8 protein-coding genes are annotated in these 15,018 nt (G+C 40.4%); 7 read left to right on the top strand and 1 reads right to left on the bottom strand.

The window, feature by feature from the left end; all coding sequences use genetic code 11:
- Positions 1-147 precede the first annotated feature (147 nt).
- The gene (locus tag A6E03_RS06205; protein WP_065593436.1) at positions 148-2,262 is read right to left on the bottom strand and encodes an alpha-galactosidase; all 2,115 of its coding nucleotides are present in this window, start codon (positions 2,260-2,262) and stop codon (positions 148-150) included.
- Positions 2,263-2,600: 338 nt separating this feature from the next.
- Here A6E03_RS06205 and A6E03_RS06200 point away from each other — a divergent pair, with 338 nt between their 5' ends.
- From A6E03_RS06200 to A6E03_RS06170, 7 genes are all read left to right on the top strand, one after another.
- Entirely contained in the window at positions 2,601-5,693 is a 3,093-nt protein-coding gene (locus tag A6E03_RS06200) for a beta-galactosidase (protein ID WP_065600414.1), read from the top strand.
- Positions 5,694-5,865: 172 nt separating this feature from the next.
- A complete protein-coding gene (locus A6E03_RS06195; RefSeq protein WP_065593434.1) occupies positions 5,866-6,876 on the top strand; it encodes a substrate-binding domain-containing protein in 1,011 nt (336 codons plus the stop codon).
- Between the two features lie 119 nt (positions 6,877-6,995).
- Positions 6,996-8,336: an MATE family efflux transporter gene (locus tag A6E03_RS06190; protein WP_065593433.1), complete on the top strand. Its 1,341-nt coding sequence runs from the start codon at positions 6,996-6,998 to the stop codon at positions 8,334-8,336.
- Between the two features lie 153 nt (positions 8,337-8,489).
- A complete protein-coding gene (ebgR, locus tag A6E03_RS06185; protein WP_065593432.1) occupies positions 8,490-9,485 on the top strand; it encodes a transcriptional regulator EbgR in 996 nt (331 codons plus the stop codon).
- Between the two features lie 340 nt (positions 9,486-9,825).
- Entirely contained in the window at positions 9,826-12,927 is a 3,102-nt protein-coding gene (gene ebgA, locus A6E03_RS06180) for a beta-galactosidase subunit alpha (RefSeq protein WP_083201842.1), read from the top strand.
- On the top strand, positions 12,927-13,379 hold the full coding sequence (locus A6E03_RS06175) for a beta-galactosidase subunit beta (protein WP_065600412.1): 453 nt from the start codon (positions 12,927-12,929) through the stop codon (positions 13,377-13,379). The genes ebgA and A6E03_RS06175 overlap by 1 nt, the downstream gene beginning before the upstream one ends.
- A gap of 131 nt (positions 13,380-13,510) precedes the next feature.
- The gene (locus A6E03_RS06170) at positions 13,511-14,938 is read left to right on the top strand and encodes an amino acid permease (RefSeq protein WP_065600411.1); all 1,428 of its coding nucleotides are present in this window, start codon (positions 13,511-13,513) and stop codon (positions 14,936-14,938) included.
- Positions 14,939-15,018: the final 80 nt, after the last annotated feature.

Here is a 15,018-nt window from a genome sequence, read left to right as displayed (position 1 = left end):
GTTTCCAGTAATATTCCAAAAATGAGACCTTAACAAGATTTAATTGTAAACCTTTGTTTTTAAAAATTAAAAAGCCTCATTATTTGTATATATTGATATTCTATACAAAAAGGAGGCTTCTGGATTATTCTATTTTATTGTTATCGTTTACAATTTTTCTAATTTTATCAACATCGCACTTTCTGCATCTAAAATCGGCATCGTTAATCCTACGTCTTCGCACCATTCCCCGGACAAATCACAACTCTCTTCAGTCCAAAATGGTTGGTAATTTACAATCTCATTATAATTAGACGGTTTATCTAGAATACTCACCCGGTATACAGCGGTACGATCTAAACCAGGAATACGTAAATGCCCACTTAACGAATTGGTTGGCATTGCTAATTGCGCCAACATGACGACCGCTTCAGATTGATCATTTGCCACTACCGCATGAATTTGGTGTGCTTCGTCATCCGATGGAACCCGCCACGTTCGACCTGTATGCAGTAACGGGCGTAAGGTTTTATGCAACTTGATATAGCGCTCAAACCCTTGCTTTTCCTCTTGTAACTCTTTTACTGGATCAAGCTCAATACCCATGTGTCCGAATATCGCCGTTAACCCTCTAAACTCAATGCTATGGCGGCGGCGTGTACTATGACAATGGCTTGAACCAATGTGACTGCCCATCACTTCTGGGGGAAAGAAGTAACTCATACCTCGTTGAATGCTTTGTCGTTCTAGCGCATCATTATTATCCGATGGCCAAAAACGATGAGTACGTTTCAACACTTCAAAATCAATACGTCCACCACCGGCTGCGCACGATTCAATCTCAACCGTTGGGTGTGCAGCACGGATCTTATCAACCAATTGATAGTAACGTGCTACTTGTTGACGCCCTGCCGCCAGACCATTATGAGCTGGCTGTACGACTTCACGATTCATGTCCCACTTAATATAATCAATCGCATACTGGGTTAAGAAATGATCTAATCGTTCATAGAGGTAGTTAAACGCCTCGTCATTTTGCAGATCAATAACGTATTGGTTACGTCCTGTTGGTTGATCATAACCTTCAACCGCCAACAACCAATCAGGGTGTTGACGATATAAATCAGAATCCTTGTTGATCATTTCAGGTTCAAACCAAAGACCAAACTCCATACCTAATCCACGAACATGATCAATAATTGGCGTTAACCCTTTCGGATATTTGTTGTGATCTAAGAACCAATCACCCAATGCGGCTTTATCACCGCTTCGACCTTTGAACCAACCGTCATCAATAATAAAACGCTCTACTCCCATTTGAGCCGATTGCGTTGCCATTTCCATAATGTAGTCAGGATCATGCTCAAAATAGATCCCTTCCCACGTATTAAGGTGAATTGGGCGTGCAGTATTTATTATTTGCTTATCAAGAATTGATTCTCTGACGTGTGAGTGAAATTGATGACTCATGCCATTCAATCCTTGATCACTGTAACTTGCATACAGCCACGGTGTTGTTAATTCCTCACCTTGTTGCAAGGTAATTTCACCCGGAAGATAAATCACTTCGGCCTGCATATAACGACGGCCATCGGCTTTTACGTCAACACGCAAACGGTGATTACCACTCCATGCAAAATGGAACCCATACACATCGCCTTGCATTTCATCAAAGTGACGGGTGCCTGCAACTAATGCCGGGTAATGCTCATGAGACGTACGCCCACGACGGTTTTCTTGTTGATATCCACCTTGTTGTAATGGCTGACGAACCGTTTGAAATTCATGGACCCAACGACCGTAATACGTCATTAACTCAGCAGCTCGAGCAGGTAGCGGTAAGGTATTTGCTAATCGATTAATTTGGTAAGGTGTTGATTTTATATTGATAAGAGAATGACGAGTTTTCATCACATCTTGTTTATCTAAACTCAACTCCGTTATCATTCGCAATCCAGCAAGCGCATCTTCACTCGTCAGAGTCACGCTATGTGAATTCGATTTAATCTCTGTCATTGTAAATACAGGCGCCCAATCAGCACCATTACGATGTCCTTCAAGACACGGACTGCTAAATACACCTCGGCCTAACTCTGGCGCGAGCGTCATTGCAACATCATTATCCAAACGGCCATAAGGAACTGGACGCAAAAGAGAAGAACAGAAAGAGGCAATATCCCCACTTACTGGCTTACCCCAGTGCAAGATCTCTGCACAGTCGCCAGCGTCAATAATCACCTGGCTATTTGTACCCGTTAATACAATGATTTCTTTTTGCGTCATGAGATGAACCGTAAGCAGTTTTAATTGCCCTCTATAATAAAGAAAAAAAGGAATATTTCTGTGAATTACCGCAAACTATGGAAACGTTTACAAAAACTAAAAGAAAACAACAACGATCAATAAATACTGATTTTAAATAGATAAAAAAGAGAACTTAACGTGAGAAAGATCACGATTAATAGGATAAAAAGGACGATAAAGTAAAAATGCCGCTCACGTCATGTAAACGTTTCCAAAAAGTATTTACACTAGGCCCATATTAATGCGAAGGGTAACGATTCCTCCTTTTTACTTACCTATTTCGCACTCTCATTAAATCAGTACGTAGGAATATCACGATGGAATTTTCAGCCATTTTGCAACGACGCGATTGGGAAAACCCACAGTCGGTTAATATTCATTGCTTAAAAGCACACAGTCCATTAGCCAGCTTTCGCTCTCTTGCTGACGCACAAGAAAATCAGCGTTCTCAACGCACTTCATTAAACGGACAATGGAAATTTCACTTATTTTCGGCACCAGAAGCCGTCAATGGTGAATTTATTAAACCTGAATTTAATGACTCCGCATGGAATGACATCACAGTGCCCTCAAATTGGCAACTTCAAGGTTATGACAAACCTATTTATGCCAACGTAAAATACCCATTTGACGTCAATCCTCCTTATGTTCCAAAAGAGAACCCAACAGGTTGCTACCGCACAACGCTGTCATTAACAGAAGAAAACCTTAAAGAAACACAGCGTATTATTTTTGATGGCGTTAATTCCGCTTTTCATTTGTGGTGTAACGGTATGTGGATTGGTTACAGCCAAGACAGCCGTTTACCTACTGAGTTTGATCTAACAGAGCACCTTCATGTTGGTAGCAATACCTTATCGGTAATGGTGATCCGTTGGAGTGATGGCAGCTATTTAGAAGATCAAGACATGTGGTGGCTAAGTGGAATATTCCGCGATGTCACTTTATTATCAAAACCAAAACAGTGCATTGAAGATGTGTTTGTTACTCCTGATTTAGATGCCTGTTATCGTGATGGCAGCTTATCGATTGTCACGACCATTAATGCACCAGTAACTTCTCAAGTTCAAGCTCAGCTTTTTGATGAAAACGGTGCCGTTACTGACGCTATCATTGCTTCACCACATAACAAACGCATTGATGAGCGTGGCTCGTACGATAATGTTATTTTCCAAACTCTGTCAGTTCGTGATCCAAAAAAATGGACCGCTGAAACACCAAATCTATACCGCCTTGTTGTTTCATTATTAGACGACGACGGACAACATATTGAAAGTGAAGCCTATCACGTTGGTTTTCGTAAAATTGAAATCAGCGATAGTCAGCTAAAACTTAATGGTCAGCCTTTGTTGATCCGTGGTGTTAACCGCCATGAACATCACCCAGAACTTGGGCATGTGATGACAGAAGAAGATATGATCCGCGATATCTGTCTGATGAAACAATATAACTTCAATGCCGTACGTACTGCGCACTACCCTAACCACCCTCGTTGGTATGAACTGTGTGACCAATACGGTTTGTATGTGTGTGATGAAGCCAATATTGAAACGCATGGCATGATCCCAATGAACCGCTTATCAACCGATCCTCAGTGGACGCACGCCTACATGAGTCGTTACACACAAATGGTGTTACGTGATAAAAACCACGCCTCTATTATTTTGTGGTCGCTAGGTAATGAATCAGGCCATGGCAGCACTCATAATGCAATGTACGCTTGGTCAAAACAATTTGATCCTTCTCGTCCTGTTCAATATGAAGGTGGTGGTGCAAATAGCACGGCAACTGACATTATTTGTCCAATGTACGCTCGTGTAGATACCACCATTGAAGATGACGCCGTTCCGAAATGGCCAATTAAAAAATGGGTTTCATTACCAAACGAACAACGCCCATTAATCTTATGTGAATACGCACATGCCATGGGCAATAGCCTAGGTAGTTTTGATGATTATTGGCAAGCCTTCCGTGAATATCCTCGCCTTCAAGGTGGTTTCATTTGGGATTGGGTTGATCAAGGGATCAGTCAACACGATGAAAATGGACAACACTTCTGGGCTTACGGCGGTGATTTTGGTGATGTCATTAATGATCGTCAATTCTGTATTAATGGATTGATGTTCCCTGATCGAACGCCACACCCTACGCTAGAAGAAGCAAAATATAGCCAACGAATGATCAGTATTGAATTGATAAAACAAACATCAAATCAATGTACTTTACGTATTCATAATGAACATCTTTTCCGCACGACTGATAATGAAGTATTGCAATGGAGTTTATTAGAAAATGGCGTTGCAATGTTAACCGGTGAACACGTATTAAATACAGAGGCGAACGATAAAGAAACCGTGAATCTAGACCTCACATTCACCACAAAACCACAAGCGCAGTACCACTTATCCATTGATGTGGCTTTACTTAATGATACTCTTTGGGCGTCAGCGGGCCATGTAGTGACAACAGAGCAATTTGCACTCACCAATTCAAATGGATTAATGCTCCCTGCAACCAACACCCTAGTTGCTCCTTTATTAACAGAAGATGAGAACCACGTATTTATTACCAGTCATAATGAAGTGCATCAATGGCAATTGAATCGTACGACGGGTCTTTTGAGTGATTGGCAAGTCAACGGTGAGCCTCAGTTTTTAGCATCACCAAAAGATAACTTCTTCCGTGCGCCATTAGATAATGACATTGGTGTGAGTGAAGTCGATTTCGTCGACCCAAATGCGTGGGTATGTCGTTGGGAAGAAGCCGGTATAGGTCACTGGAAGCAAGAGTGCATAAAATGTCATGCTAATACCACGTCTGATTCTATCGTGGTCAGCTCGACGTTTGCGTACCAACACAATAATGAAGTTCAAGCACTCTCTGTTTGGAATTATACGTTCTGTGATGATGGTGAAATGTCGCTTGATATCTCAGTGACATTAGCAGATCACTTACCACCCATGCCACGTATTGGCTTAGAGCTTGAACTGCCATTAAAACAAGAAAATATGAATATATCTTGGAAAGGATTAGGGCCATTTGAGAACTATCCTGACCGTTTAGCTGCCGCACGTTTTGGCCACTACACTCAATCGCTAGAAAATATGCATACACCGTATATTTTCCCGACAGACAGTGGGTTGCGTTGCCATACTAAGTGGCTGCAAGCTGGTGATATTGAAATCATGGGCGACTATCAATTTAATGTCAGCCGATACAGCTTAGAACAATTAACAAATGCCAAACACACCAATGATTTGCATGAAGAAGATACGCTCTATTTACGAATCGATCATAAACACATGGGCGTTGGTGGTGATGACTCATGGAGTCCAAGCGTTCATAAGGAATATCAGTTAACCGATAAATCTTACCGTTATCAATTAAGTTTTAAACCTAAAACGCATTAAGCTCACTAACTCAAATCAAATCCTCAGAATCACGGTTCTGAGGATTTTTTTGTTTTTCTTATCGCTATGTTAATTACATTGCTTTATTTAAAGATAAAATCCTTTATATTAAACAAGTTACTTCATAACAAACCAATACTCCCTACTGCACAAATAAGAATAAGAGATTTCTATGGCCACCATTAAAGACGTAGCAAAAGAAGCAGGCGTATCAATTGCGACGACATCCCGAGTCATTAACAATGCCCCACACACCAGTGAAAAAGCGATTGTTGCTGTCAAAAAAGCCATGGAAACCTTAGGTTATCGCCCCAATTCAAACGCTCGTGCTTTAGTGAGTAAAACCTCAAATACCATTGGTGTATTGGTTAATGATGTTTCAGCTCCTTTCTTTGGCTCTATGGTAAAAGCCATTGATACGGTTGCCAATGAACAAGGGAAACAAGTCCTTATTGGTAATGGATATCATGATGCGACTAAAGAAAAAAACGCCATTGATTTGTTAATTAATAGCCGTTGTGAATCATTAGTGGTGCACAGTAAAGGGTTAAGTAATGAAGTACTGATTAAGTTAGCTGATGAAGTTCCGGGCATGGTTCTTATTAACCGTTTTATTCCTGAAATTGCGTCTCGTTGCATTGCACTTGATAATTATAAAGGATCTTACCTTGCGACGGAGCACTTGATCCGCCAAGGCCATCAGCACATCGGTTATATCTGCTCAAGTCATGACATTGATGATGCCCATGACCGTAAAACCGGTTACTTACAAGCATTAGAAGATAATGGGATTACTGTAAAAGAAGAATACATTGAGTATGGCGAACCCGATGAAGAAGGCGGAGAGCAAGCAGTTATAAACTTAATTGCCAAGAATACGCCGATTACCGCTATCGCCACTTATAACGATTATATGGCCGCTGGATGCATGGCATTATTGCAAGAGAACGGGATTCGGATCCCTGAAGACATGTCGGTCATTGGGTTTGATGATGGTCATATTGCTCGCTATATTTATCCTCGATTAACGACTATTCGTTACCCTATCCAAATCATGGCGAATCAAGCGGTAAACTTATCTCTCAAATTAGCGAGTCGCGATGCTGAAGAACAAACCGATCATAAGTTATTTATTCCAATTTTAGTTCGTCGCTCTTCTGTTGGTTGTATTTCATCGAAATAAATACACATTAAAACCAACAACCTTAATAGTAACTTATAAACCTGAATCATTTTCCATGGCATGCTGAGCCCTCGGCATGTCATTATTTTTAATCGCTTTCTTATTTAGAGCGTATTTCCATGCCAAGAACCGAAGCTACAATGAATAAAAGAATGAATATTATTGCCTTAACTTGGCCAATATTCATTGAAACGCTACTTCGCACTGCCATTAATACCAGTGATGTTTTCATGCTATCTAGCTATTCTGATCACGCTGTTTCTGCTGTTGGGGTTATTTCTCAAATATCCTTTTTCCTAATCGTAGTCTCTAGCATGGTCAGCAGCGGTACTGGCATATTAATCTCTCAATACAATGGCGCTGGTCGTTACGACGACGTCGTCCATGTAGGTATTGCCAGTGTATTTCTGGCTATTATTGTCGGGATACTTCTCAGTTTGTTTGCCGTAACTGGCGCCGAATATTTGATCCCTCTTTACAATTTAGAAGCCCAAGTCGAACAGTACGCAACTGAATATTTATTAATTAGCGGAGCGTTCACCTTCTCTATCACCATTGGTATTGTATTCTCAACAATTCTACGTAGTCACGGATACGCAAAATCCCCAATGGTCATAAATCTCATTGCAGGCGCGATTAATATCATCGGTAATTACTGTGCTTTGTATCAACCTTTTGGATTGCCTGTTTATGGCGTTGCTGGTGTTGCTATCTCAACCGTATTTAGTCAATGCATCGGCACCTTATTATTTTTGGTGGTGCTGCGTAAAAAAGAAATCACTTTACCACTCGCTCAATATCGTGGCGTACCAAAAGCGATATACAAGAAAATATTAACCATTGGTGCCATGAATTCAGGTGAAGTACTTTCTTATAATATGGCGCAAATGGCGATAGTATTCTTTATCGTTCAAATGGGTACCGCGTCATTAACCGCCTTCACTTACGCACAAAACATTGCTCGTATTTCTTTTGCCTTTGCCCTTTCTATCGGTCAAGCCAGCCAAATTCAGACGGGATATTTTGTCGGCAAAGGATGGATAGATGACATTACTTTAAAAGTACAAAAATATTTTGTCGTCAGCTTTATTGCCTCTTTAATTATCACTATCACGATTTATCTTTTCCGATTCGAGATCATTGATGTATTTACCCAAGATCCTGAGGTTATTCTTTTGGTCGCAAGCTTAATTACAGGCTCAATACTGCTTGAAGCAGGTCGTGTATTTAATCTTATATTTATATCTGCCTTAAAAGCGACAGGAGACATTAAATTCCCTGTTCAGATGGGAATACTAAGTATGTGGGGCATCGGTGTCGTAATGAGTTACTTCTTAGGTATACATTGGGGTTATGGTGTATTAGGAGCCTGGCTTGCCGTTGCCATGGATGAGTGGTTTAGAGGGTTGATTATGGCTTATCGTTGGCGAGCAAAGAAATGGATAAAATACACGCTATAGCTACAACATATTACTCTATTAACTAAAATATGATGTGCTTATCTCGATATAATTAAAGTTTTACTAAATTAATGATAATTTGAGTATCGTACTAAGTGTTAATTCAGTACTATATCAAAAGAATAAATTATAAAACGATTGGCTGGAGGATGAATGGCAACGTTAAAGGAAATCGCCAACGAGGCTAAAGTTTCATTAGCAACCGTATCTCGCGTATTGAACGAAGATCCGACGTTGAGCGTAAAAGAAGAAACCAGACGACGCATTTTTGAAATTGCTGAAAAGCTAGAATACAAGACAAGTAGCACTCGAAAACTCGCTGCCGTATTACCAAAACAAGTACAAGGAAATCTTCACTTTTTAGCGCTTTATAATTATAAGCAAGAAACAGAAGTGAATGACCCTTATTACCTAGCAATTCGTCATGGTATTGAAACCCAATGTGATAAATTTGATATCGCATTAACCAATAGCTATGAAAGTAATCTTGATATTAAAAACCATAACGTTGATGGTATTTTACTCGTTGGCCGCCAAAGTAAAAAGCAGCTGAAAGAGATTCAAAAGATCTGCAGTAATATTGTTTATATTGATTACACCGATCACGACCAAGAATTTGATTCTGTTGATATAGATCTAACAAGGATCAGTAAAGAAGTGATCAACTACTTTATCAATCAAGGTTACGATCGCATTGGCTTTATTGGTGGGCAAGATGATATTGATTGCTCTGATATTCGTGAAGAAGTCTTTACTGAATACGGCCAATTAAAAGGCGTGGTCTCTGAATCTGATTTATATCGTGGTGCGTTTTCAAGCTCATCGGGCTATAAGCTTGCAAAAATCATGTTAGAAACCGATCACCCAAGTGCGTTATTTATTGCCTCAGATTCAATCGCTATTGGTGTATTACGTGCCATTCATGAAAAAGGCTTACGTATACCTGACGACATCGCGTTAATCAGTGTGAATGATATTCCGACAGCGAAATTTACCTTCCCTTCTCTGTCTACCGTTCGCATTCATTCTGAACTGATGGGAAGCCAAGGCGTTAACTTGTTGATTGAGCGTCGTCGTGATGAACGTGTTATCCCTATCAGAGCCTATATTCCGAGTAAGTTACGTTTACGTGATACCACTAAAAAATAAATGACTCGAATCACTTTTTACTGATATTAAGCAGCGTTTATCTCGCTGCTTTTTTTTACATCTAAATTTTAACGAATTATCCTACTCTTTTCTATTTCTGCACAAAACCGCATCACTTCACACTTATTTTATCTATTTATTAATCAATTCAAGTTAATGAATTGTTTCTACAACTCAGATTAACGTTACCAAGCTCACAAAGCTCAGTTCATTATGTGACCAAGTTAAAAGTAAAACAATTTACTGATTTGTTTTACTAAAACTTTAGTTAATATCTTTTACCAGAGATTGATTTATTACCTATTAATAAGAACTATCGGCATCGTCCGGGAGGCTACACGTGAACAATTGGGAAAACTTCTTCCGTTTAAATGAGAACCGCATGGCACCACGCGCTTACTTCTTCTCATACGATTCAGTTCAGTCTGCAAAAACATTCCAACGTGAATTAAGCAGCCACTACCAGCTATTAAGTGGCCAATGGACTTTCAACTTCTTCACTAACCCGCTGCTTGTGCCTGACGAGTTCTACTCTGAACACATGAGCGATTGGGGCAATATTACTGTTCCTAACATGTGGCAAATGGAAGGTCATGGCGATCTTCAATACACAGATGAAGGCTTTCCTTTCCCTATCGATGTTCCTTTTGTACCAAGTGATAACCCAACAGGCGCTTACCAACGTACATTCACTCTAGGCGAAACGTGGAACGACAAACAAACTATTATCAAATTTGATGGCGTAGAAACTTACTTTGAAGTGTACGTAAACGGTAATTACATTGGTTTTAGTAAAGGCAGCCGTTTAACCGCAGAATTTGATATCTCTGAATTTGCACAACAAGGTGAAAACCTGCTTTCTGTTCGTGTGATGCAATGGGCTGATTCAACCTATATTGAAGACCAAGATATGTGGTGGACAGGCGGTATCTTCCGTGATGTTTACCTCGTAGGTAAAGAGCAAGTTCATGTTCAAGACATTACGATTCGTGCTGATTTTGATGAAAACTATCAAAGTGCGACATTGTCTTGTAAGGCACAATTAGAAAACCTAACAAATAGCTCAATATCTAATTATTCACTTGGTTACGCACTGTTTGATGGTAAGACGGCTGTTTCTGAAGGTTCTGTAAATTCGCTTTCTTTTGATGCGAACCATAGTGTCGATATCAAGATTGATATGGAAAACCCAACGCATTGGACGGCAGAAAATCCTTACCTATACCAACTTATCCTAACTCTAAAAGATGAAAACGGTAAAACACTAGAAATCATCCCAAACCGCGTTGGTTTCCGTGACATTAAAGTGCGTGATGGCCTGTTCTACATCAACAACAAATACGTAATGCTGCATGGCGTAAACCGTCACGATAACGACCACTTAAAAGGTCGTGCTGTAGGTATGGATCGTGTTGAGAAAGACATCGTATTGATGAAGCAACACAACATTAACTCTGTTCGTACTGCACACTACCCTAACGACCCACGTTTCTATGAACTGTGTGACGTTTACGGCTTATTTGTTATGGGTGAAACCGATGTAGAAACACACGGCTTTGCTAACGTTGGAGATTTAAGCCGAATTACCAATGATCCAGAATGGAAAGACGTCTTTGTAGAACGAATTCAACGCCATATTCATGCACAGAAAAACCATGCATCAATCATCATGTGGTCGCTAGGTAACGAATCTGGCTACGGCTGTAATATCAAATCTATGTACGATGCTGCAAAAGCAATTGATGACACTCGTCTGGTTCATTATGAAGAAGACCGTGATGCTGAAGTGGTTGATATCATCAGTACCATGTACTCACGCGCTCAACTAATGAATGCCTTTGGTGAGCACCCTCATAATAAACCACGCATCATTTGTGAATACGCACACGCAATGGGTAACGGCCCAGGTGGGTTAACTGAATACCAAAACGTGTTCTACAAGCATGACTCTATTCAAGGACATTATGTTTGGGAATGGTGTGATCACGGCATCCTAGCTAAAGATGAAAACGGCACTGAGTTCTTAAAATACGGTGGCGATTACGGCGATTATCCAAACAACTACAACTTCTGTATGGATGGCTTAGTTTACTCGGATCAAACTCCAGGTCCTGGCTTGAAAGAGTACAAGCAAGTTATCGCACCAGTTAAGATCCAAGCGAAAGACGCAGCAAACGGCATTTTCACAGTAGACAATAAACTGTGGTTCTCAAACCTTGATGACTACACCATTACCGCAGAGATCCGTGCCGAAGGCGAAACACTGCAAAGCACCACGCTTAAAGTAGAAGGTTTGGTTGAAAACTCAAGCCGTGATATTGAAATCGCACTGCCAGAGCTAGACGGCCGTGAAGCCTTCATTAACTTCACTGTGCGTAAAGATTCTCGCACTCTATACAGCGAAGCAAATCACGACATTGCGATTTACCAAGTTCAGTTAAAAGAAAACACAGAGCAACTGCCAGTGTTCTCTAACAGCAATGCGATAGCTCTTGATATCACAACATCTCGTTTAGATTATGTAGTGAAAGGGTTGAACTTTGCGCTTACTTTCTCAAAAGTGAACGGTAAATTAACCTCATGGCTAGTGAATGGCGAAGAGTTAATCGCAAGATCACCTAAACTGAATTTCTTCAAACCAATGGTGGATAACCATAAGCAAGAGCATGAAGGTCTGTGGGAGCCTGCGCATCTTCAAATCATGCAAGAGCACTTCCGCTCCATCGACCTTGATGCATCAAATGGTAAAGCCACTTTCACGGTAACCAGCATTATTGCGCCACCTGTGTTTGATTTTGGTATGCGTTGTACTTACGTTTATGAAATCAATAAAGAAGGCCAGTTAAATATTCAGTTATCTGGTGAACGTTACGGTGATTACCCTCATGTTATCCCTGTGATTGGTTTAGATCTTGGCATCAATAATGAGTTTGACCAAGTTCAATACTACGGCCGAGGTCCTGAAGAGAACTACCAAGACAGCCAACAAGCAAACATGATTGATGTATACCAAACCACCGTTGCGAATATGTTTGAGAACTACCCGTTCCCACAAAATAACGGCAACCGTCAACACGTTCGTTGGGCATCGCTAGCCAATCGCCATGGTAGTGGTTTGTTTGTTAAACCTGAGCAAGATATTAACTTCAGCGCTTGGTTCTACACGAGCCAAAACATTCACGAAGCACAGCACACGATTGAGCTTGAGAAGAGTGGCTACATCACACTTAACCTTGACCATAAATTAATGGGCTTAGGTTCAAACTCTTGGGGCTCTGAGGTGTTGGATTCATACCGTGTTTACATGAATAAATTCCAATACGCACTGACTTTGGTTCCATTCCAAAAGGGTGGCTGTTCACCAAAAACATTAGCTAATCATACATTTACCTCAAACACGACATTCACTTCAAAAACAACAGTTGAAGGCGGAGAAAAGTAATGATCATTTTAGACAACCTAGAACAATTTAAAGTGGTATATCGTGACGGCCGTAAATGGAACCGTTGTGTAGAAGCAATTGAAAACATTGCGAATCTTAGAGATGGCATTATGTATTCGATTGGTGATTCTCTGGTGTACATGATTGAAGATGGCGTGGCTAAAAACACTGAAAACTTTGTTGGAAACCGTCGTTACTTCGATATTCATTACTACCTAGAAGGTCGTGAAACGATAGAAGTCGCTGATAAATCTGAACTAGAAAGCGTGCAAGCGTATTCAGATGAAACGGACCGTGAACACCTAAATGGCAGCGGTCAAATACATCAACTTTGTAAAGGCCAAGTCGCAGTATTTGATAACAGTAAAGCCTACAAATTCCATGGCGATAGTCGTGTTCGTAAAGTGGTTCTAAAAGTCACTATCGAAGACGGTTACTTCCTGAATAAATAAGCAATAGAAAACCAATAATAAACGGCATCTGAAAATATATTCAGAGCCAAATAATAGGGAGAGATTGGATCGCAAATCGCAACCAAATCTCTCCCATCATACCTACAATATGTGATTCATCGGAGTACCTTATGTCTACATCAACACGAGGCACCATAGGCAAGTTCGCCTTGCTGTCTATGACCTTTGCAGCAGTTTATAGCTTCAATAATATCATTAACAATAACATCGAAATTGGCTTATCTTCCGCCCCAATGTTCTTTCTTGCTACTCTACTCTATTTTGTTCCATTCTGTTTAATAGTAGCTGAATTTGTATCCTTAAATAAAAGCTCTGAAGCTGGCGTTTACGCATGGGTAAAAAGCTCATTAGGTGGCCGTTGGGCATTCATCACGGCCTATACTTATTGGTTTGTTAACCTATTTTTCTTTACCTCTTTACTGCCAAGAATTATCGCTTATGCGTCTTACGCTTTCTTAGGGTTCGAGTACATATTTACGCCACTCACTACGGCGGTATTAAGTACCCTACTCTTTGCAGTAGCAACGCACGTATCAAACAATGGTGCAAAACTGTTAGGGCCAATAACCTCTATCACTTCATCGTTAATGTTACTACTCACCTTGTCATACATTCTTCTATCAGGTGGTGCACTTCTTGGTGGTATTGAACCAGCAGACCCAATCACTATTGAAGCAATGACTCCAACATTTAACTGGGCATTCCTTGGTGTAATCACATGGATATTCATGGCGGCAGGCGGTGCAGAATCGGTTGCGGTTTATGTAAACGACATCAAAGGCGGTCACAAATCGTTCGTTAAAGTGATCATCATTGCAGGTATCTTTATCGGTGTGCTTTATTCTGTCGGTTCAGTCGTTGCTAACGTATTTGTCTCTCGTGAAGAGCTTAAATTTACTGGCGGCTCTGTTCAAGTATTTGAAGGGCTAGCAAGACACTTTGGTTTATCTGAAATCATCATGAACCGCTTTGTTGGTATCGTATCATTCACTGCTATGCTTGGTTCGCTACTAATGTGGACAGCAACACCGGTTAAGATCTTCTTCTCTGAAATTCCAAAAGGTATTTTTGGTGAAAAAACAGTAGCACTAAATAAACAAGGTGTTCCGGTTCGTGCGGCATGGATTCAGTTCTTAATCGTTATTCCACTAATGTTTATCCCAACACTAGCGTCTGATACGGTACAAGATTTAATGAGCACCATCATTAACATGACAGCGGCAGCCTCTATGCTTCCACCACTGTTCATCATGATTGCGTACTTAAACTTACGTATAAAACTGGATCATCTAGAGCGTGACTTTAGAATGGGCTCTCGCCTTACTGGTATCACTGTGGTTTCAATTCTGATTGGTATCTTCACGGTTGGTTTCTTTGCGTCAACCTTCCCAACGGGTGCTGATATCATGACGATTATCTTCTACAACGTCGGTGGTATTGTTATCTTCCTTGGTTATGCATGGTGGAAATACAGCAAATACGAAAAATCATTATCTAAAGAAGAACGAATTGAAGAAGCAAAACCTGCGGTTCAATAATTCATGGTTTTTTAATTAAATAAAACTAAACCGAAAAAAACCGAGAGTAGCCATACTCTCGGTTTTTTTATTTTAATTAA

It is taken from the genome of Aliivibrio sp. 1S128 (assembly GCF_001691065.1).
In the GTDB taxonomy this organism is placed as follows: domain Bacteria; phylum Pseudomonadota; class Gammaproteobacteria; order Enterobacterales; family Vibrionaceae; genus Aliivibrio.
This window is presented reverse-complemented; position numbering and strand designations above follow the sequence as displayed.

Coding starts and splice junctions, on each gene's coding strand:
- A6E03_RS06205 (WP_065593436.1), bottom strand. CDS start 2,262: ATGACGCAAAAAGAAATCATTGTATTAACGGGTACAAATAGCCAGGTG.
- A6E03_RS06200 (WP_065600414.1), top strand. CDS start 2,601: ATGGAATTTTCAGCCATTTTGCAACGACGCGATTGGGAAAACCCACAG.
- A6E03_RS06195 (WP_065593434.1), top strand. CDS start 5,866: ATGGCCACCATTAAAGACGTAGCAAAAGAAGCAGGCGTATCAATTGCG.
- A6E03_RS06190 (WP_065593433.1), top strand. CDS start 6,996: ATGCCAAGAACCGAAGCTACAATGAATAAAAGAATGAATATTATTGCC.
- ebgR (WP_065593432.1), top strand. CDS start 8,490: ATGGCAACGTTAAAGGAAATCGCCAACGAGGCTAAAGTTTCATTAGCA.
- A6E03_RS06175 (WP_065600412.1), top strand. CDS start 12,927: ATGATCATTTTAGACAACCTAGAACAATTTAAAGTGGTATATCGTGAC.
- A6E03_RS06170 (WP_065600411.1), top strand. CDS start 13,511: ATGTCTACATCAACACGAGGCACCATAGGCAAGTTCGCCTTGCTGTCT.